Source organism: Actinacidiphila yanglinensis, assembly GCF_900107965.1.
Classification (GTDB): Bacteria; Actinomycetota; Actinomycetes; order Streptomycetales; family Streptomycetaceae; genus Actinacidiphila; species Actinacidiphila yanglinensis.
In genome coordinates, this window is sequence record NZ_FNVU01000015.1 from 22,735 (window position 1) to 42,320 (window position 19,586).

At 71.5% G+C, this 19,586-nt stretch carries 16 protein-coding genes; 11 read left to right on the plus strand and 5 right to left on the minus strand.

Annotated elements, in window-relative coordinates:
- Nucleotides 1–170: 170 nt before the first annotated feature.
- The gene (locus C4U44_RS28180; protein WP_103888875.1) at nt 171–1,745 is read right to left on the minus strand and encodes an alpha/beta hydrolase; all 1,575 of its coding nucleotides are present in this window, start codon (nt 1,743–1,745) and stop codon (nt 171–173) included.
- A 355-nt stretch (nt 1,746–2,100) separates the two neighbouring features.
- Between C4U44_RS28180 and C4U44_RS28185 the strand changes: the two genes are divergently transcribed.
- The 6 genes from C4U44_RS28185 (at nt 2,101) to C4U44_RS28210 (ending at nt 9,691) form a co-directional block, all read left to right on the plus strand.
- Nucleotides 2,101–3,360 carry a sensor histidine kinase gene (locus C4U44_RS28185; RefSeq protein ID WP_103888876.1) on the plus strand — a complete coding sequence of 420 codons (1,260 nt, stop codon included), beginning with the start codon at nt 2,101–2,103 and terminating at the stop codon, nt 3,358–3,360.
- A 4-nt stretch (nt 3,361–3,364) separates the two neighbouring features.
- Nucleotides 3,365–4,027: a response regulator transcription factor gene (locus C4U44_RS28190; protein ID WP_103888877.1), complete on the plus strand. Its 663-nt coding sequence runs from the start codon at nt 3,365–3,367 to the stop codon at nt 4,025–4,027.
- 199 nt (nt 4,028–4,226) lie between these two features.
- Nucleotides 4,227–6,320 carry a SpoIIE family protein phosphatase gene (locus tag C4U44_RS28195; RefSeq protein ID WP_235032404.1) on the plus strand — a complete coding sequence of 698 codons (2,094 nt, stop codon included), beginning with the start codon at nt 4,227–4,229 and terminating at the stop codon, nt 6,318–6,320.
- 166 nt (nt 6,321–6,486) lie between these two features.
- Nucleotides 6,487–7,305: a 6-phosphogluconolactonase gene (locus tag C4U44_RS28200; RefSeq protein ID WP_103888879.1), complete on the plus strand. Its 819-nt coding sequence runs from the start codon at nt 6,487–6,489 to the stop codon at nt 7,303–7,305.
- Between the two features lie 65 nt (nt 7,306–7,370).
- The gene (locus C4U44_RS28205) at nt 7,371–8,672 is read left to right on the plus strand and encodes a family 4 glycosyl hydrolase (RefSeq protein WP_103888880.1); all 1,302 of its coding nucleotides are present in this window, start codon (nt 7,371–7,373) and stop codon (nt 8,670–8,672) included.
- Nucleotides 8,669–9,691: a BadF/BadG/BcrA/BcrD ATPase family protein gene (locus C4U44_RS28210; RefSeq protein ID WP_160145122.1), complete on the plus strand. Its 1,023-nt coding sequence runs from the start codon at nt 8,669–8,671 to the stop codon at nt 9,689–9,691. Before C4U44_RS28205 ends, C4U44_RS28210 begins: the two co-directional genes overlap by 4 nt.
- A 47-nt stretch (nt 9,692–9,738) precedes the next feature.
- Here the strand turns inward: C4U44_RS28210 and C4U44_RS28215 are convergent, their stop codons facing one another.
- A complete protein-coding gene (locus tag C4U44_RS28215) occupies nt 9,739–10,479 on the minus strand; it encodes a GntR family transcriptional regulator (protein WP_103888882.1) in 741 nt (246 codons plus the stop codon).
- 181 nt (nt 10,480–10,660) lie between these two features.
- On the opposite strand from C4U44_RS28215, the gene C4U44_RS28220 reads away from it, so the two are divergent.
- The 3 genes from C4U44_RS28220 (at nt 10,661) to C4U44_RS28230 (ending at nt 13,787) form a co-directional block, all read left to right on the plus strand.
- The gene (locus tag C4U44_RS28220; RefSeq protein ID WP_103888883.1) at nt 10,661–12,001 is read left to right on the plus strand and encodes an ABC transporter substrate-binding protein; all 1,341 of its coding nucleotides are present in this window, start codon (nt 10,661–10,663) and stop codon (nt 11,999–12,001) included.
- Between the two features lie 98 nt (nt 12,002–12,099).
- Nucleotides 12,100–12,975: a carbohydrate ABC transporter permease gene (locus C4U44_RS28225; protein ID WP_103888977.1), complete on the plus strand. Its 876-nt coding sequence runs from the start codon at nt 12,100–12,102 to the stop codon at nt 12,973–12,975.
- Nucleotides 12,975–13,787, plus strand: coding sequence for a carbohydrate ABC transporter permease (locus C4U44_RS28230; protein ID WP_103888884.1), 813 nt, complete (start codon nt 12,975–12,977; stop codon nt 13,785–13,787). The genes C4U44_RS28225 and C4U44_RS28230 overlap by 1 nt, the downstream gene beginning before the upstream one ends.
- 173 nt (nt 13,788–13,960) lie before the next feature.
- Here C4U44_RS28230 and C4U44_RS28235 read toward each other — a convergent pair whose 3' ends face one another.
- Nucleotides 13,961–14,938, minus strand: coding sequence for a YihY/virulence factor BrkB family protein (locus tag C4U44_RS28235; protein WP_103888885.1), 978 nt, complete (start codon nt 14,936–14,938; stop codon nt 13,961–13,963).
- Nucleotides 14,939–15,452: 514 nt separating this feature from the next.
- Nucleotides 15,453–15,914 carry a hypothetical protein gene (locus C4U44_RS28240; RefSeq protein WP_407642902.1) on the minus strand — a complete coding sequence of 154 codons (462 nt, stop codon included), beginning with the start codon at nt 15,912–15,914 and terminating at the stop codon, nt 15,453–15,455.
- 171 nt (nt 15,915–16,085) lie between these two features.
- Between C4U44_RS28240 and C4U44_RS28245 the strand changes: the two genes are divergently transcribed.
- Nucleotides 16,086–17,342, plus strand: coding sequence for a sensor histidine kinase (locus tag C4U44_RS28245; protein ID WP_103888886.1), 1,257 nt, complete (start codon nt 16,086–16,088; stop codon nt 17,340–17,342).
- Nucleotides 17,330–17,986 carry a response regulator transcription factor gene (locus tag C4U44_RS28250; RefSeq protein ID WP_103888887.1) on the plus strand — a complete coding sequence of 219 codons (657 nt, stop codon included), beginning with the start codon at nt 17,330–17,332 and terminating at the stop codon, nt 17,984–17,986. Before C4U44_RS28245 ends, C4U44_RS28250 begins: the two co-directional genes overlap by 13 nt.
- Nucleotides 17,987–18,282: 296 nt before the next feature.
- Here C4U44_RS28250 and C4U44_RS28260 read toward each other — a convergent pair whose 3' ends face one another.
- Nucleotides 18,283–19,584, minus strand: coding sequence for an FAD-dependent monooxygenase (locus C4U44_RS28260; RefSeq protein WP_235032405.1), 1,302 nt, complete (start codon nt 19,582–19,584; stop codon nt 18,283–18,285).
- Nucleotides 19,585–19,586 lie beyond the last annotated feature (2 nt).

Below are 19,586 nucleotides of genomic sequence, written 5' to 3' on the forward strand. Positions count from 1 at the left end.
GTTTCAGCGTAGAAAGCCGACTCCGCCGACGGATCCTCCGGCCGAGGTGTCTTACGGGCTCGCCTTGTCATCCACTCGGACGACCCGGCCGGTGGTCGGTCCTCGTCACGCACGCGGCGCTCAGCCCACGTGGGTCGTCCCGCCCCGGTCCGCGCACGGGACCTCCCCGGTCAACCCACGTCATCCGCGGGTGAGCCGGTGTGGTCGTGCTCGACGTGGTGCCGGATCAACGGGTCGGCGCCGAAGTCGTCGGACGGGCAGCGCAGATCGGCCGACGGGCGGTGCCCGGTGAGGAGATACCCCGTCACTGCCCGGTCGCCGCAGGTGGTGCCGTCGGCGTGGTAGGCGCCATGGCCGCCCTGGTCGACGGTGACCAGGCGGGCCCGGTCGCCGAGGGCCGTCCGCATGCGCAGGGCGCCGAAGTACGGGGTGACCGGGTCCCGCAGGTTCTGGAGCATCAGGATGTTGGAGGGCCCGTCCGAGGTGATGTGGACCGGGGTTTCGGCAGGCTCGGTGTGCCAGAAGGCACAGGGGGTGAGGTTCACCGGCTGTCCCGCGGTGAGCGGGTGGCGGATACGGTCGGTCGCGACGGCGCGGGCGTAGCCGTGAACGTCGCGGGGCCAGCTCACGTCGTTGCATTGCGTCGCCGTGAACACGGCTGCGTCGCGGTCCGGCATCGGCGTGGCGTATCCGGGTGGCAGGGCGAGCGTGGCGTGGGGGTCCTCGGCCGTCTTGATCAGTTGGGCCAGCGCGGGGAAGCCCCCGTCGCTGTACAGCGCCTGCTGGACGGCCTGGCGCAGGATGTCGCCGGTGAGCGGCTTGTGCGGTGTGGTGGTCGCCCGGGGCGCGCGGTCCAGCCGGTCGGCGAGGGACAGCACCAACGGCTCTACTCCGCTGGCGTGTTGGGCCAGCCGTAGGCCGTTGCGGTCGCGTGCGGGTTCGGCGGCCCAGCGGGCGAAGTCGGGGAACCGCTCGTCGGCGCCGGCCGCCGTATTGGCGAGCCAACCGCGTTCCACTCGCGCCGGGTCAGGATCGCCGGTGCTGTCGAGCACCACCCGGTCGGTGTGCTCGGGGTGTTCCTGCGCGTAGGCGGCGGTGACATACGTGCCGTACGACACCCCGTACATCGACACCTTCGCGGCAGCGAGGGCCTGGCGCAGGCGCTCGATGTCGCGCACCTCGTTCGCCGTGGAGTAACTGCGGACGACGGCACCGCCGTTGCGGGCGCAGACGTCGGCGATGCGATGGGCGCGGGCGACGCTGTCGGTGATGTCGCCGCCGGGACCGGGCCAGCTGCGGAGGTTCATCACGTCCCGGTCGTCCGCGCTCAGTCCGCAACCGACTGCCGTGGATCCGCCCACCCCGCGCGGGTCGAGGCTGACCAGATCGTAGGCGCCGTGCAAAGCCTCGCGCATCGCCGGTCCCGTGTGGGCGAGCGTGTCCACGCCGGAGCCGCCCGGGCCGCCCGGGACGACGAGCAGGGTGCCGCGCCGGGCGGCCGGGCGGTCGCTGACCAGGCGCGTGACGCGCAAGGTGAGGTGGGCGCCGTCCGGCTTCCCGTAGTCCACGGGGACGGACAGGTCGGCGCACTGCTGGTCGGCGGGGCCATCGGGCTGGGCACACGGATTCCACGAGAGCGTCGTCGCTGACGTCGGACCGGTCGCGGCGAAGCATGGCGCACTGGGCGAAAGGCATGTCGCACCGAGCGAAAGGACGCCCAGTACCAGGGCGATGGTGTGCTTCATCATTGTCTCCGGGTTCAGAGGTGTCGATGGCCGGCTCCGGCCGCACCAGGGTTGCGTGGCCCGCGCGGTCGGCCGTGCGCATGGACGCGCATGAGCGTGCGCGGCCGGTCACCATCGGGGCCTGGCCTCGCGCCGGGAAGCTCGATGTCAGGTCATGTCGCGGACCGGGGGCACGGTGACGGTGAGCCGGCCGTTATCCGGATGCCACCGCGGTCCGTCGTGGGGTCATGGCCGTCGATGCTGGTGACGAAGCCACCTTGGCAGTGGAGAGGACCCCGCCGCCTCCCCCGGCGGTGGGTTTCCTCTCCCCCGTACGGGGGGGCCGCCGCGTACGCCCGGCTGGCAGCATGACCAGGTGCCCGACTCCCTCCGTCCCACCCGATTCCGCGGGCTCGCACGGCCGTTGGCGCGACCGGTCACGTACACGCGCTGGCTGCATCTGTGCGTGCCGGCCGGCGCCATCGCGCTGTGGGGACTCTTCGCGCCGAGGGAGCTGTACCTGCTTGCGGTCATGGCCGTGCCGGCGGGCCTGATCCCGGTGGTGCGCCTCGGGGAGGGCCTCCAGGCCCAAGCGCTCCTGGTGCCGGACGAACGCGGGCGGCCCGACGCCACGATCGCGGCGGCGACCGCGACCACGTGGCAGGACCGCTGGCGGACGGTGCTCTGGCTGGAGGCACGGCTCGTCCTCGCGGGAGTCGCCGTGATGACCACCGCCTGGGGCCCGATGCTCACCATCGAGATGCTGAGGCTGGGGGTCGGTGGTGCTCCGGTGACCGTTCCGGCCCTGGGCGTCTGGCAGCCGCATTGGTGGTGGACTCCCCTGGCCGCGTTTCCGGGTGGGGGGTCGCTCGTCCTGCTGATCACGCTCGGGCACGTCGTCACCCGCCTTGCCCGGATGCTGCTCGGGCCCTCCCCCGCGGAACGGCTGCGCCTCCTGGAGGAGCGCACCGAGCAGCTGCTGGAGCGCAACCGCATCGCCAGGGAGTTGCACGACTCCATCGGCCACGCGCTGACCGTCGCCGTGCTCCAGGCGGGTGCCGCCCGGGCCGCCGGGGACCTCGCGTTCACCGAACGGGCGCTGGCCGCGATCGAAGAGGTGGGCCGCAGCGCGCTGGACGACCTGGACCGGGTACTGCTGATCCTGCGCGAGAGCGGCAGGCCGGCCGGCGCACGGCCCACTCTGGGGGAGGCGGACCGGCTGCTGGAGGCAGCGCGCGGCTCGGGCTCGGCAGTGGACGCCGAGCTGTCCGGGCCGCTGGGCCAACTGCCGGGGCCGATCTCCCGCGAGGGCTACCGGATCCTCCAGGAGGCGCTCACCAACGTGCTACGGCACGCCGGCCCGGTGCCGATCCGGGTGCGAGTGGCGATGGCCGGACCGCAGCTGGAACTGGAGGTGGCAAATCCGCTGCCGCGGCCGCCATCGCCCGCGCCCGGCCCTGGCAGCCGTGGCGGCAGCGGCCTGCGCGGCCTGCGTGAGCGGGCGGCCCTGCTCGGTGGGGAAGCGCAGGCCGGCCCGGTGAACGGTGAATGGCGGATGCGGGTACGGCTGCCCCTCGACGGGCTCGCGGCACCACGGGAATCCCAGCAACACCCCACCGGCCCGTCAGTAGGCTGAGTCCATGCCGATCACCGTGCTGCTGGTCGACGACGAACCCCTGGTCCGGGCGGGCCTGCGGGCGGTCCTCGAAGCCCAGCCCGACATCCGGGTGGTGGGTGAGGCAGCCGACGGAGCCGCGGTCGTCCCCCTGGTGCGGCAGCTGCGCCCGGACGTGGTGGCCATGGACGTGCGCATGCCGCTGCTCGACGGGATCGAGGCGACCAGAGTCGTGCTGCGTACGGTGGCACCCCCACCCAAGATCCTGGTGGTGACAACCTTCGAGAACGACGAGTACGTGTACCAGGCACTGCGCGCCGGGGCCGACGGCTTCCTGCTCAAGCGGGCCCGGCCGGCGGAGTTCGTGCACGCCGTGCGGCTGGTCACCGAGGGCGACTCGCTGCTGTTCCCGGCCGCCGTCCGGGCCCTGGCCGCCGAGTACGGCGGCCGGTCGGCCGGCGACGCGCTGGAGCGGGTCGCTCTCACCGCACGCGAGGCGACGGTGCTCCGGCTGATGGCCCGGGGACTGTCCAACGCCGAGATCGCCGAACAGTTGGTGATCGGCTCGGAGACGGTGAAGTCCCATGTCAGCGCGGTGCTCGCAAAGATGCAGGCGCGGGACCGGACGCAGGCGGTGATCGGCGCGTACGAGTCAGGGTTCGTGACGATCAACGCGAACGGGTCCTAGAGCCACGGATGCGGGCCCCGATCAGCACATCGGAGAGCGCTCGCGCCGGCGCCTGACCAGCGCATCCCACGATGCCCGCGCAGGCCGCGAGCCCATGGCCGGATTCGCTGAGCCCGAGGTCAGAAACAGGCGCATCATGGGATCTATGGGTTGAATCGTCACCGAGGTCGATTTCCGGAGCTGGCGGGAGGAAGCGCCGGTGGTTTCTCTGAGTGAGGGCGGGCCCCTGTCCTCGTTGGGGTCCGACGTCTTCGATTCCATGGCAGTGGCCGTCGTCGTCACCCATGGACCTGAGCATCGAATCGCCTACACCAACGAGCCCTGTCGTCGGCTGTTCGGTGACCTTCCGCTGGGCACGCCGATGCGCGAGGCCTTCCACGACGCGACCCGGGCCGCCTATTTCGAGGTCCTCGACCACGTCCTGGCCACGGGTCGGCCCAAAGTCATCACGGCCGCCCCCGCGGACATGCTCCAGACCGGGTCCAGGGTCGGCCGGGCGTGCTACGTCACCTGCAGTGTGTCCCGGCTGACCACTGCGGACGGGACCTATGGCCTCCTGGCCGTCATCCTGGAGGTCACCGAGCAGGTGAGCGCCGCGGAGCGGGACCGCGTCCTGTCCGAGGAGTGGCGGCGCGCCTTCCTGCGATATTCGAGCCTGGTCAGCGCCACCTCGCAGGTGATCTGGGCGATGAGCCCTCGGGGAGGGGTCATCGAGCGCAGCCCCGGCTGGGAGCAGATGACGGGGCAGCGCTGGGAGGAGTACCGGGGCGACGGATGGACGGATGCGCTGCACCCGGACGACCGGGGGCCGGTCGTCCGGGACTGGTACGCCGCCCTCGCCGAGGTCCCGCCGGTGTTCACGACCTCCTATCGGGTCCGCACGGTCGACGGGAGCTACCGGCACGTCGCGGTCGAGGCCGCACCCGTCATCGACAACGACCACGTGCTGGAATGGGTGGGCACCTGCAAGGACGTCGAGCAGGAGTGGCAAGAGACGCGTCGCGAGGATCTACTCGCCCGCGCCAGTGCCCGCACCGCCGGCATGGTGCAGTTGGAAGAGATCCTGGTCGCCCTCACCCACGTCGTCGTGCCCGCCCTGGCCGACGCATGCGCCGTCTACCTCCTCCCCCAGGCGCTGCGACGCCCCGGGCGCACCCAGTCCGCCGAGCGCGTCGCGGCCACCACCCGGCCGGACCTCCCGCCGCTCCCGCCGCACCGTGAGGAGCATCTGCGGCCGGGCAGTCCCCTGGCGCACGCGGTCGAGCACCGCGTCCCCGTCCAGGCCACCTTCCCGCCCGGTACCCCTCCCCTCGAGCTCGCCCCTCCTGGCACCGAGCCGTGGATGCCGCCCGCGGCGAACAGCGTGATCCTGCTGCCCGTCGTCGTCGAGGGCACCGTCGCGGCCCTGGTCACCGCCACCGTCTGCGGGGACCGGCAACCCCTGGGCCAACCAGAGACCGAACTGCTGGGACAACTCCTGGAACGGGCCCACGAACCGCTCAAGAGCGCCCTGGAATACCAGCGCACCAAAAAACTCGCCCTCGCCCTGCAACGCAGCCTGCTCACCGACCCGCCGGACCTTCCCGACCTGCACCTGACCGTCCGCTACCGCCCCAGCAACACCGCGGCGGAGATCGGCGGGGACTGGTACGACTCCTTCGAACTCTCCGACGGATCCCTCGTACTCACCATCGGCGACGTCACCGGACACGACCTCCCCGCCGCCGTCACCATGAGCCAACTGCGCACCATGCTGCGGGGGCTGGCCCTGGATCGCCAAGAAGCCACCGGCGCCGTCCTCCGTCGCCTCGACATGTCGGTGCAGACCCTTTACCTGGACTGCACCGCGACCTGCATCCTGGGCCGGGTCAAACGCCCAGGCCCCGACCGTTTCGCCTTCCACTACTCCGTGGCCGGACACCCCCCGCCGCTCCTGGTCGAGGCCGACCACACCGCCCGCTTCCTGACCGCGGCCCGCGACCCACTCATCGGCCTCGACCCCGACCCGCACTACGCCAGCGCAATCGAACAACTGCCCCCAGGGTCCACGCTGCTTCTCTACACCGACGGCCTCGTCGAGCGCCGCCACGAGGACATCGACATCAGCCTGGAACGGCTACGCCGGCACGCCCTCGACGCGGCGCACCTCCCGCCGGCCGACTTCTGCGACGCGCTCCTCGCGAAAGTCCCTGCCGACGACAACGCCGACGACATGGCCGTCATGGCGCTACGGGTGCCCCAACCTCCACGGCCGACCCGCGGAAGCGGAGCACGCCTGACAACAAAGGGCTGAATCCCCGGGTTGCGCGCTCTGCGACCTGGAGGCCGTCGGGATCCGCTCCGCTGACCGGGGTTGTCAGCCACGCACGCGCTCCGGATGGACCCAACAGACCGTTGCATGGACCAGTCAGACCAGGATACTGTCAGTGGCGTATCTGGTCCTCGAAGGAGTTGGCTCTGTGCGTGTAGTACCGACGGTGTTCCGTGACTCCGAAGCCCTGGGCTGCGTTCTTGCCGCTGAGATCGCGGACGAGATCGACGGCGCGGCGCGCGACGGGCGGCGGTATGTGCTGGGCTGCCCAGGAGGGCGCAGCGCGCACAGCACGTACCGCGCGCTCGCCGACGAAGTGGCCGCGCGCGGCCTGGACCTCGGCCATGTCGTGATCGTCATGATGGACGAGTACGTCGACCGCGACGAGGCCACCGCCGGCTACCGGCGGATCGACCCCGAACTCCTGCACAGCTGCGTGCGATTCGGCCGGCGCGAGATCGTCCGGCGGCTCGGCGCCGCGGCCGGTCCGGGCCGCGGCGTCAAGGCCGAGCACTTCCTGGTGCCGGACCCGGCCGAGCCCGACGCCTACGACGAACGGATCGCCGCACTCGGCGGCATCGACCTGTTCCTGCTCGCCTCGGGCGCCGGCGACGGCCACATCGCCTTCAACCCCGCGGGCACGGCGCCCGACGCCCGCACCCACGTGGTCGCCCTGCCCGAGCAGACCCGCAAGGACAACCTCGCGACCTTCCCGAGCTTCCGCGGCCTGGACGAAGTCCCCCGGTACGGGGTGACGGTAGGCATCGGCACCATCCGCGAGCGCTCCAAGCGCGTGGTGATGGTGGCGCACGGCGCCGACAAGGCGAGGGCGGTCGGCCGGCTCACCGGCGCCGAGCACTACGAACCCGACTGGCCGGCCACCATCTTCACCGACTGCGCCCGGCCGCGCCTGTACGTCGACGAGGTCGCCCTCAAAGTCGCTGCGGCGCCGACCACTTCGGCCTGACGCACGCGCACCCCACCTGTCCGGACACCCGGGTGTCCGGAACCCGATCTGATCCTGGAGGATCGATGGCCCGCGTCAAGATTGCTTACCTCGGTGGCGGCTCCTCACGCGCTCCCGGCACGATGGCCTCCTTCATGCACCACGGCAGCGAGTTCGACGGCTCGGAGTTCGTGCTGATCGACCTCGACCCCGACCACCTCGAGGTGGTCAGGTCCATCACGCAGCGAATGGCCCGCAACGCCGGGCTGGACATCACCGTCACCACCACCACCGACCAGCGCGAGGGACTGCGGGACGTCGACGCGGTGCTCTCCAGCTTCCGCCCCGGTGGCTTCGCCGCCCGTGCGATCGATGAGCGCATCCCGCTGAAGTACGGCGTCATCGGCCAGGAGACGCAGGGTCCCGGCGGCATGATGATGGCGCTCCGCTCGGTGCAGGTGATCAAGGAACTGTGCGCCAACCTCGCCGAAGTGGCGCCCCGCGCACGGATCTTCAACTACACCAACCCGGTCAACATCGTCTCCCAGGCCGTCTCCGACTACACCGACATCCCCATCGCGTCCTTCTGCGAAGGCCCGATCGTCTTCCCGCCGGTCGTCGCCAAGGCCGCCGGTCTGGACCCCGACAAGCTCAAGGCCAACCTGGTCGGCATCAACCACAACTGCTGGTCGAACGAGGCGACGTACGACGGCCAGGACGCCTTCCCGATCCTGCGCGAGCGGTACGAGGCGCTGAAGGACAAGCCCACCGACGACGTGAACGGCATGCGGGCGCTGCATCTGGCCGTCGCGATGGAGTCCGTCCCCTCCGACTACTTCAACTACTACTACTTCCGCGACGAGATCCTCCGAGAGCGGCAACTGGCAGCCAAGACCCGCTCCGAGGTCATCATGGACGCGCTGCCGGACTACTGGCAGCACTACCGCGAGCAGGCCGCCTCCGACGCACCCCGGCTGGAGCAGGACCGCTCCCGCGGCGGCATCCACGAGCTGGAACTCGCCATCGACGCGATCAGCGCGTACTACAACGACACCGCGATCCGGCTGCCGTTCAACATCACCAACACCGGCGGCTGGCTGCCCGGCTTCGCCGACTCCACCGTGGTCGAGCTGTGGGGCTCGGTGGACGGCAAGGGGTTCCACCCCGAGCAGCAGAAGCCGCTGCCGCACTCGGTCCTGGGCATCACCCAGCAACTGGCGGAGTACCAGATCCTCACCGCGAAGGCCGCATGGGAGGGCAACGCCGACGACGCCGTACGGGCGCTGATGGCGAACCCGCTGGTGCCGTCGCTGACCGTCGCCGAGGCGATGTACGCCGAACTGGCCGCTGCCCAGTCCGCATGGCTGCCGGAGCGGCTGCTCCCGTGACGCACCAGGCCACCGCGACAGCGCTCTACCTCGGCGTCGACGCGGGCAACAGCAAGACCGCCGCCCTGGTGTCCACCGCCTCGGGAGAGGTGGTGGGCGCCGGGCGCTCCGGCTGCGGCGACATCTACGGCGCCCCCACCCCGGAGGCGGCGGTCGACGCGGTCATGTCCGCGGTCGGCACCGCGCTGGGCCGGGCGGGCGCCGATCCGTCGGCGCTGGCCGGAGCGGCCTTCCGGCTGGCCGGTGTCGACTGGCCGGAGGACGCGGCCTACTGGGACGACGCGCTGGCCCGACGCCAGCCGTCCCTGGTGCGTCGCACCATCCTCAACGACGGGTACGCGGCGATCCGTTGCGGCGAGCCCTCGGGGATCGGCGTCGCGATCGCGGCGGGGACCGCGGCCGCCATCGCGGCCCGCGGTCCCTCGGGCGAGCTGTGGGACATGGGCTGGTGGGGCCAGCACGCCATGGGCGCGATCGGCCTGGCCAACGACGCCCTCAAGGCGGTGTTCCTCGCGGAGCTGGACCTCGCGCCCCCCACCGCCCTGACACAGGCTCTGCTCACCCACTACAGCCGGTCCACGGCCGAGGAGCTGAACCACTGGCTGACCGCCCGTGAGGGCGGTGCCGGTCCCCGGGACCGCACCAGTTGCGCCAGGGTGGTCACCGCCGTGGCGAAGGACGGCGACCCGGTGGCGACGGACATCGTCCGCGCGCAGGGGCAGCACCTGGCGACGTACGCGGGTGTCGCCGCGCGCCGCACCGGGCTGGCCACAGCAGGCGCTCCGGTGAGCGTGGTCCTGTCGGGGTCGGTGCTCATGGCCGAAGGCTCCCCCGTCGCGGCGGCGTTGCTGGAGGAGTTGCCGGCGCACCTGCCGCACGCGCAGCCGCACCGCGGTGCCCTGCCACCGGTGGCAGGAGCGCTGCTGGACGCGCTCGGTGAGAACGGCATCACGGTGACGGACGGCGTGACGGCCAGGGTGGCGGGCAGCATGCCGGCCAAGGACTTCCTCGCCACCTGAGGCGGCGCCCCCGCCGCGCCCCGGCGACGCCAGGGCGCGACCACGCGTCAGATGGTGCGGAACAGATCCGCCTGGAAGCGGTAGGCGTCGCTGCGGTAGGTCATCCGCCCGGTCAGCACCGGTGCGCCGTCCTCGGTGTAGGTGATCTCCTCGCCGATCAGCACGGGCGCACCGGCCTCGATCAGCAGCAGTTCTGCGGTGGGTTCGTCGGCGGCCTCGGCCCGTACCGAGTAGGAACTGCGGGCGATCCGCAGCCCGCACTCGTGCTCCAGGGTGTCGTAGAGCGAACGGTCGGTGAGGTCGAGGGCGTCGAGCCCGGAGGCGAGCGCGAGCACGATGATGCTGTGGTCCACGCACACGGGCACCTGGTCCAGGCTGCGCAGCCGGCGCAGCTCCAACACCCGTGCGGCCGGGGCGATGCCGAGTTGCTCAGCCTCCTCGAACGTGGCGGCCCGCGAACGGCTGCCGAGGATCCTCGACTGCGCCCGAAGTCCGCGGGCCCGTGCCATCTCGGAGAAGCTCTGCAGGGTGCTGGGCGGCTCGCCGACCACGTTGGCCCGCACGAACCAGCCGCGCTGCGAGGAGCGTTCGAGCTTGCCCTCCTCGGCCAGACGGCCGAGCGCCTGACGGAGCGTCGAGCGGCTCACGCCCAGGCTTCCCGCGAGGTCGCGCTCTCCGGGCAGCCGTCCCCCCGCGGGGAACGCGCCTCGGCGCAGGGCCTCGCTCAGCCGGCGGTAGGTCTGCGTGACCGCTGCCCCCGCTCCGGTTTCCTCCCCGGTGCTTGTCATCCCTCCACGATAGCAAGCCAACCGGACCAGGCGAGCCAGATCTGTGAAAACAAACCAGCTTCCAAACATCTGGACTAATTGGTCTGCCGCTCCTAAGCTCGCGGTACCCGAGACAGCAAATGGTCCACCGACGACAGGAGACATCGTGGTCTCGCGCAGGAGAACAGGGCGGATCGGCATCATGCTGGTTCCGGTCGCCATGACGGCGCTGCTGGCCGGCTGCATGCCGGGAACCGACGCCGGTACCGCCGGCAACAGCGTCTCGTCGGGTCCGGTCTCGACCGACCCCGCCACGATGGGCAACATCACGCTTCAGGTACTCGACTCCTTCTCCGGCGGCACGGACAACGCATGGATGACCTCCGTGGTCTCCGCGTTCGAGCAGAAGTACCCCAACATCACCATCAAGCGGACCTCGTTGCCCTGGGGCGACGTGATGGCCGCCCTGCCGCTGAAGCTGAAGTCCGCCAACCCGCCGGACATCGTCCCGGCCAACAACGGCTGGCAGTCGCTGGGCACCCTGGTCCGCGGCGGCCTGGTGCTCAACCTGGACAACTACGCGAAGGCGTACGGCTGGAAGCAGACCTTCCCGCAGTCGATCGCGAACGAGCACGAGTTCAGCACCGACGGCAAGCAGATGGGCACCGGCTCGATGTTCGGCGCCCCGGTCGCGCGGGCCTCGGTGATCGAGGTCTACTACAACCGGGCCCTGCTCAAGCGGATCGGCGCCGGGATACCGAGCACGCTCGCGGACTTCCAGGCGGACCTGGCGAAGGCCAAGTCGGCCGGCGTCAACCCGATCTCCCTGGGCAACGTGGACCAGGGCGGGATCACCGAGCCGCTCTTCTCGCTGATGGACTCCCTCGGCTCGCCGGCCGACATCGCCGACTTCGTCTACTCGCACGGCCTGGTGAACATCGACAGGACGGGGTTCCCGAAAGCCGTATCCACTCTCAAGCAGTGGTCGGACAAGGGCTACCTGACCAAGGACTACGCCGGGGTCGCCGCGGCGGACGCCGCGCAGGACTTCGTCAACGGGCAGGGCCTGTTCCACTTCGACTACTCCGGATCACTGCCGCTCAAGGCAGGCCAGTCCAAGAACTTCGGCTCGTTCGTCCTGCCGCGCGCGGACGGTGGCAAGCCGGTGGCGACCGCCTCCTCGGCGGCCAACTTCTCCGTCTCCGCCAAGTCCAAGCACGCCGACGCCGCCGCGGCCTTCCTGAACTTCGCCGCCGGCACCCAGGCGGCCGAACTGGCGGTCAAGAAGGGCACGATGCCCCTGCTGCACCCGGACGTGAAGGCCCCCGCCGGGGATCCGCTGTTCACCGACGACGTGGCCATCGCCCAGCGGCTCTCGGTGGACGGCGCCTCCGTGCCCTATCTCGACTGGTCCACACCGACACTGCTGAACACCATCAACACCACGATGCAGAACATGCTCGCCGGCAAGTCCACCCCGAGCGCGGTGGTCAGCGCGGCCCGCCAGAACGACGCCGCCTTTGTGAAGACCCTGGCGAGGTAGGGGTGTCCACACTCAGCGAGAGCCGAACCGGCAAGGTGGCGGCAGCGAGCGCGGGGGCCGAAGGCGTCCGTCCCCCGCTCCGGGCAGGGCGCGCCCGCGTGTCCCCGCACCGGCGGCGCCGCCGCTGGCTGGGGCTGGCCTACCTCGCCCCCGCGCTGCTGGTGTACGCGGTCGTCGTGCTGCTGCCCGCGGTGCAGGGGGTGCGGCTGTCCTTCTACCACTGGGACGGGGTCACCTCCGCCACCTGGGCCGGGTTCGCCAACTACACCGGCTTCGTCCACGACCCGACACTGCGGCAGGCCGTCGCGCACACCCTGTTCTTCATCGTCTTCTTCTCCGTCCTGCCGATCGCTCTCGGGATGTCGAGCGCGGCGCTGACCGCGCGCCGGGACGTGCGCGGGTCCGGCGTCTACCGCTGGATCATCTTCCTTCCCCAGGTGCTCACCCCCGCCGTCGCCGCAGTGGTGTGGAAGCGCATCTACGCCCCCGCCGGACCGATCAACTCCGTGCTGACCGCCTTCGGCCTGGGCGGGCTGACCCGCGGCTGGCTGGGCGACTACACCTGGGCGCTGCCGGCCCTCGGCCTGGCCGGGACCTGGGGGGCGTACGGGCTGTGCATGGTGCTGTTCGGGGCCGGGATCCAGAACATCCCGAGCGAGCTGTACGACGCCGCGCGGATGGACGGTGCCGGCCCGCTGCGGGAGTTCTTCACGGTGACCCTGCCGGGACTGCGCGGGCAGCTCGCCGTGGTGCTGACGCTCACCATGCTGGGCGCCATCCGGGTCTTCGACATCGTCTGGCTCACCACCAGAGGCGGTCCCGGGACATCCACCATCACGCCGACCGTGGTGCTCTACCAGCGGGCCTTCGCCAACCCGGACGTCGGCGCGGCCTGCGCCATCGGCGTGGTGCTCGCGGTGGTCTCGCTGATCATCTCGCTGGTCGTGGTCAAGCTCTCCGAAAGTGACGACTGATGATCTCCACCCGGGAAAAGGTCTTCAACTACGCCTTTCTCAGCCTGCTCGCCGCCGCGGTGCTCTTCCCCGTCGCCTGGATCCTCGGCGTCGCGGTGAGCCCGAACATCTCCGGCACGCTGGACCTCGGTCACCTGCAGTGGTCCAACTTCACCCAGGCCTGGCAGCAGGCGGGCTTCAGTCACTATCTCAAGTCCAGCCTGATCATCACGGGTACGGCGGTGACCCTGTCCACGGTGCTGGCGATCCTCAGCGGATTCGCCTTCGGGGTGCTGGGGGTGGTCGGGGAGAAGGTGCTCTTCCCGCTGCTGCTCCTCGGGGTCATGATCCCGACCGAGGCGATCATCGTCCCGCTCTACTACGACTTCCAGTCCGAGGGGCTGATCGACACCTACCAGGCCATCATCCTGGCCCACGTGGGCATGGGGGTCAGCTTCGGCGCCTTCTGGATGCGAGCGGCCTTCCGCGCCGTCCCGGCCAGCATCGGGGAGTCGGCACAGATGGACGGCGCCAACTCCTGGACCTCACTGTGGCGGATCTACCTGCCCATCGCCAAACCCGCCGTCATGACCCTGATCCTGCTCAGCTTCATGTGGACCTGGAACGACTACTTCCTCTCCCTGATCCTGGTGTCCGACCCCGCCCACCAGCCGCTGACCCTCGGCCTGGGCGCGTTCTCAGGCCGCTACATGGTCCACGTCAACCTGCTGGCGGCCGCCGCCGTGATCATCTCCGTGCCGGTGGTGGTCCTCTACCTCTTCTTCCAGCGGCAGTTCATCCGCGGCATGCTCTCCGGCGCGGTCAAGGGCTGACCCGGCGCGGCGCGGTGCGCGCCGGCCACTGCCGCGTGGCAGCGGTCAGGAGGGGCGGCATGCCTGGAGGCGATCCCCGGCCGGCCTCGGTCCCATTCGCGTGGACGGGCTCGGGGACCGCACTGTCCGCACTGGCCCCGGCCTGCGCCGCCGACCCGGCTCCTGCCGGGTGGTCACAGGGCGTCGTCGTGGAGCTTGTCGGCGCTGCGCAGGGGCATGAAGGGCTCCTGGCCCGGCGGGTGCCCGTGGTCGATGGCGCGCTGCCGGTCCAGCTCGGAGTTGACCTCCGCTCCCAGGAGCAGGGCGAGGTTGGACAGCCACAACCAGATGAAGAACGTGATGATCGCGGCGAGGCCCCCGTACACCCGACTGTAGGACCCGAAGTGGCTGGTGTAGAAGGCGAATCCGGCGGAGGCGGCCCCGAGCAGCACGACGGCGGCCAGTCCACCCGCCGTGCCCCAGCGGAAGGGCTGCCGGGCATTGGGCGCGGCCCAGTACAGGAGGGCGAACAAGAGGCTGAGCAGGACGATCAGCAGCGGCCACTTGCCCCACTGCCACGCGGTGACCGCGCCGTGGCCGACCCCCAGGGCGGCGCCGATCCGGTCGGCCAGGTCCCGGCTGACGGCGACCAAGGCGGCCAGGACGGTCAGCAGCGCCATGGTCAGGACGGTCAGCCCGAGCCGCAGCGGGAGCAGGACCCGCAGCGGACGCCCCTCGGGTACGTCGTAGACGGCGTTCATGGCCCGGATGAACGCCGCCGCGTACGCGGACGCCGACCACAGCAGCGCCAGGACGCCGAAGACGCCCGCGGTGACGTGCTGCCGCTGCAGGCTCGCCAGAACCTGGGTGACGAGATCCCGCGCGGGCCCGGGCGCCAGCCGCCGGACGCTGCGGCTCAGCGGATCGGTGGCCGCCGGCCCGACGGCCCCGAGCGTGGAGACGACCACCAGCAAGGCGGGCACGACGGACAGGACCAGGTAGTACGTCAGCGCCGCCGCCCGGTCGGACAGATTGTCGTCCCGCAGTTCGGACACCACCCGCCCCAGCGCCTCCCGCCGCCCACTGCGCACCGCCGGTCCTTCGAGTCGTCCGGCCACCGGCTCCGCCCGTATCCCGGCCTCCGGCATCGGCTCCTCGATCGGCGAGCTCATGGTCCTGCATCTCCTGATGTACGGGGCGGCCGAGCGGGTTGACGGTGCTGCCGCGCAGCACGGCCTGGGTGGTGCAGGCTACGGCATCTTCCCCGGCCACCGGATCTGCCTCCGGCCGGTCGTGCATCAGTGACGCTGTCCCGCACGGCGCGAGGGTGACCTCGTCGCTGAGCCGATGGTCGTTTGCCACTCGACGCCTGAGCCTGCCAGGTCGCTGACGAAGACGATCTCCGCAGCCAGCAGGATCCGCGCCCATGTGACGGGCTTGATCGGATCATCATCACCCAGGGCGCGGCCCGGGACGCGGCACCGATCGGGCAGATCACGAGCGTCCACGAACCCTGTGCCGAAGGTGAGTTGGTCGCTGCACCGCGCCGCCCCGCCCCATTCAGGGAGAGCCCGTTGCAGCAGTCGGGTTTCGTCATTCGCCAGGACCCCGCTGGGCCTCACCGATTGCTCGGACACACGTCCCGCCTCTCCGTCCTCGTCCCCACCCAAGGGCGATCGGTCGGCGTCACGCGGGCCGGCTCAGCGTCCGCAGCGCCAGCCGGCCGCACAGCGCGGCGAGCGGCAGCTCGGCGCCGAGCGCCATGGCGACCGCGGTGGCCAAGTCGCCGCCCGGGGCCGCCGTCGTGGTGTCGAACCAGGCGTCCACCGCAAGCAGCGTCGCCGTCGCGGCGGCCGCCAGGGCGACCCGCCGGTCGCCGCGGGCGGCGAGGAGGCCGGTGGCGATCAGGCCGAGCGCCTCCAGCGCGTCGAGCCCGACCCAGGCGACCGGCCAGTGCGCCGCGGTCGCGGTGGCCGGCAGGCCGGTGGCCAGCACGTACAACCACGGCAGCAGGGCGAGCCCGCAGGCGACCAGGAGCCACCCGGCCCGCCGCATGCCCCGCGCCGGGCGCGGCTCCTCCGCCCCTTCGTAGAGCGGGATCACCTCGGTGTCGGCCACTTCCTCATCGCACAAAGCCAGTTGACGCATCGTCTTCCCCCACTCCCCGCCGGCTCTCCTTGTCACGTGCTCCACCCTCCGCCCCGCACCAGGGCGCCGTCAGTAACGCAGGGTTCCGACCCGGGGTGGAGAAAAGTGCACCCCCGAACCGGGCGGCAGCGTCATGGCACGGGGATGGCCTGCGGCTTTACCGTTTGACGCATGCAACTCACGACGTGGCTGCAGCTGGTGCCGGGCCGGCCGTTCCGCAGGGCGGGACACCGGACCGCGCTCATCGCCGCCGGCCTGCCGCTCCACCTCGCCGTGGTGCCGCTGTGGCTCTGGCTGCTCGGCACCTTTGCGGCGTTGGTGCCGGCGGTGACTCCGCTGCCCGTGCTGCTCACGCTCGTGGTGACACCCCTGCTGACCGTCGGGCAGCGGCGGCGCTACCGGGCACTCGTCGGCAAGGACCTCCCGCGCCCGCCCACACCCGGGCCGGGACGCAACTGGACGTGGGCGGTGCGCCGGCTGACCTCGCGGGCCTTGTGGCGGCAGGTCTGCTACCACGCCGTGGCGGGTCCACTGCTCGCCGTGCTGGACCTCGCTGTCCTCGCCGTCTGGGCCGCCGCTCTCGTGGCCGCCTCCATCTACGTGTGGATCTGGGCGCTGCCCCCGCAGTGGCGGGTCACCGACCTCGGGTACACCACGCAGGCCGCGTACATCACCGCCGGCGGCCTCGCCCTGCTGTTCCTCGGGCCCCGGCTGACCGGCGCGCTGGTGCGGCTGGACACCCGGGCGGCCGAGGTCCTGCTCGGGCCCAGCCGCACGGAGAAGCTGGCCCGCCGGGTCGCCGACCTCGCCGAGAGCCGGGCCGGCGTGCTCGACGCCGCCGACGCCGAGCGGCGGCGTATCGAGCGCGACCTGCACGACGGCGCGCAGCAGCGCCTCGTCTCACTCGCCGTCAATCTGGGGCTGGCCAGGGCCACCCTCGGCGATCTGCCGGCCGATGCCCGCAAGGTGATCGACGAGGCGCACCGCGAGGCGAAGGAGGCGATCGCCGAGCTGAACGACCTGGTGCGTGGTCTGCATCCGGCCGTCCTTGAGGACCGCGGCCTCGACGCCGCGCTGTCCGGGGTCGCCGCTCGCCTCCCGATTCCGGTGCGCGTGGCGGTGGACCTGCCGCGGCGCCCCTCACCCACGGTCGAGGCTGTCGCGTACTTCGTGGTCTCCGAAGCCCTGACGAACGTGGTCAAACACGCCCGGGCGACCCGGGCGGAGGTGACCGTGCACCGGATCGGGGAGACACTGCTGGTGGTCGTCGCGGACGACGGCGCGGGCGGCGCGGATCTCGCAGGGGCCGGCGGCACCGGGCTCGCCGGGCTCGCCAAGCGCGTCGCGTCCGTCGACGGCACGTTCTCCTGCCGCAGCCCCGCCGGGGGCCCGACCGTCATCACCGTGGAGCTGCCGTGCGCGCCGTGATCGCCGAGGATTCCCTCTTGCTGCGCATCGGTGTGGTCAAGGTGCTGGAGGCGGCCGGCTTCGAGATGTGCGCGCAAGTCGCCGACGCAGAAGGGCTGCTGGCGGCCGTCGAGGAGCACCGTCCCGACATCGCCGTGGTCGACGTGCGCATGCCGCCCGGATTCACCGACGAGGGAGTGCGCGCCGCGCTGGTGATCCGCCACCAGTACCCAGGTACCGCCGTGCTCCTGCTGTCGCAGTACGTGGAGGAGCGGTACGCCGCCGATCTGCTCGCCGCCAACACCTCGGGCGTCGGCTATCTGCTCAAGCAACGGGTCGCCGACGTCGAGGAGTTCGCCGAGGCGGTACGCCGGGTGGCGGCCGGCGGCACCGCGCTCGACCCGCAGGTCGTCGCGCAGCTGCTGGTGCGCCGGCACAGCGATCCGCTCGACCGGCTGACGCCGCGCGAGCGGGAGGTGCTGGAGCTGATGGCGGGCGGCCGGTCCAACTCCGGCATCGCCGCCGAACTGGTGGTGAGCGAGAGCGCGGTCGCCAAGCACATCAACAGCATCTTCACCAAGCTCGACCTGCCCAAGGCCGACGCCGACCACCGCCGCGTCCTGGCGGTGCTGCGCTTCCTGGGCGTTGCGAGACCCCCCTCATGACTCGCCGCCTGGCCGGAAGGCGGCGCTGAACCGGCCGCCCCGTTCCTTGGCCGGCCGACCCCGCTCCGCCATCCCCCGCGCCTTCGCGCGCACCCCTGTCACCCCGGCCGCGGACGTCTCCCAGCCCCGCCGCTGAGCGATCCGACGGCAGTCCATCGGGCCCGTCCCCTCCCGCGCGGCATCGTCGAGCAAGAAGACGATGCGCTGGTAGTCCGGCGCCAGCACCCGCACCGACACGTCTTGTCAGTTCCGGTGCACGCCGATCAGCCGAGTGACGGAACCGTTGCGATCCCGCGCTACGGTGTGGCCGACGAGGTGATCGGTGATCCGGCGGAGGCTGTGGAGTCCGGTGCTCCCGCGTAGTCGGGCAGCTCGATGCCGTTGATCGCGCGGCCGACCAGCTCGGCGAACCATTCGCCGGCGAAGTCCGGGGGCGGCTGGGTGTCCGGCCCGGGGACGTCGCGGCTGCGGGCGTTCAATCGGCCGATCTCCTGGTTGGCTTCGACGAACGAGCGCATCCGCGTCTCGTAGCGGGCGAACCCGGTGTCGGGGTCCCAGCCGGCGGCGGCCAGCTCTCCTGCCAGCAGGTAGGCGCCGACCAGCGCCAGCCCGGTGCCCTGCCCGGACATCGGCGAGGAGCTGAACGCCGCGTCCCCGAGCAGCCCCACGCGTCCGCTCGACCAGCGATCCATCACCACCTGGGCGACCTGGTCGAGGTAGAAGTCCGGGGTGTCGTCCAGGTGCGCAAGGATGTTCGGGGCCAGCCAGCCCAGGCCCGCCATCCGCTGACGCAGCAGGCGCTTTTGGGCCGCGACGTCACGGTGGTCGACGTCGAAGCCGGGCGAGGTGAAGGAGAACATGGACATCGCCCGGGTGGCGTCCTGGATGGGTCGCAGAAGGGCGGAGCGTCCGGACTCCTGGTGCTGGTACTCCAGCAGCCAGCGGTCCAGCCCGAACTCGTTGGGCACGCTGTAGAAGGCCAGCACGTGCCCGAGGTGGCGGAGGAACCGCTCATGCGGCCCGAAGACCATCGCCCGCAGCGGCGAGTGCAGCCCGTCGGCCCCGATCACCAGGTCGAAGCGCCGCCGGTTGCCGCAGGCGAAGACCACATCGACTCCGCCCGCATCCTGGGTGAGTTCGGCGATTCGGTCGCCGAAGATGTACTCGACGCCGTCGCGGGTGTCGTTGTAGAGCAGCCGCGACAGGTCCCCGCGCAGGATCTCGATGTCCGCGATGAACCCGTCGCCACCGTCGTCGTCCGCGCGGAAGGTCTCCAGCACCTGCCCGTCCGCGTCCACGGTGTGCGCGCCGGCGGTGTCGGTGCACGCCGCGCGGACCACAGCGTCCAGCCCCATGCGTCTGATGACCTCCTTGGCGACCCCGCGCGCGTCCACCGCCTGCCCCCCGGGACGCAGTTCGGGAGCCCGCTCCACCACGGTCACCTCGGCCCCCCGCCGGCGCAGCCAGTGGGCCAGCGCGGGTCCGGCGATGCTCGCCCCCGCCACCAACACCCTGGGACCGCTCACCCGCGTCCGCTGCTCGCCCGCCCCGATCGTGCGCTCCTGCGCGGAGTCGTCGACGCCCATCACTGCCTCCATGC

Bases quoted from the DNA above. Each gene is read 5' to 3' on its own strand.
- C4U44_RS28245 (WP_103888886.1), top strand. From the start codon at position 16,086: ATGCAACTCACGACGTGGCTGCAGCTGGTGCCGGGCCGGCCGTTCCGC.
- C4U44_RS28205 (WP_103888880.1), top strand. From the start codon at position 7,371: ATGGCCCGCGTCAAGATTGCTTACCTCGGTGGCGGCTCCTCACGCGCT.
- C4U44_RS28230 (WP_103888884.1), top strand. From the start codon at position 12,975: ATGATCTCCACCCGGGAAAAGGTCTTCAACTACGCCTTTCTCAGCCTG.
- C4U44_RS28215 (WP_103888882.1), bottom strand. From the start codon at position 10,479: ATGACAAGCACCGGGGAGGAAACCGGAGCGGGGGCAGCGGTCACGCAG.
- C4U44_RS28235 (WP_103888885.1), bottom strand. From the start codon at position 14,938: ATGAGCTCGCCGATCGAGGAGCCGATGCCGGAGGCCGGGATACGGGCG.
- C4U44_RS28240 (WP_407642902.1), bottom strand. From the start codon at position 15,914: ATGCGTCAACTGGCTTTGTGCGATGAGGAAGTGGCCGACACCGAGGTG.
- C4U44_RS28220 (WP_103888883.1), top strand. From the start codon at position 10,661: ATGCTGGTTCCGGTCGCCATGACGGCGCTGCTGGCCGGCTGCATGCCG.
- C4U44_RS28180 (WP_103888875.1), bottom strand. From the start codon at position 1,745: ATGAAGCACACCATCGCCCTGGTACTGGGCGTCCTTTCGCTCGGTGCG.
- C4U44_RS28260 (WP_235032405.1), bottom strand. From the start codon at position 19,584: ATGGAGGCAGTGATGGGCGTCGACGACTCCGCGCAGGAGCGCACGATC.
- C4U44_RS28190 (WP_103888877.1), top strand. From the start codon at position 3,365: ATGCCGATCACCGTGCTGCTGGTCGACGACGAACCCCTGGTCCGGGCG.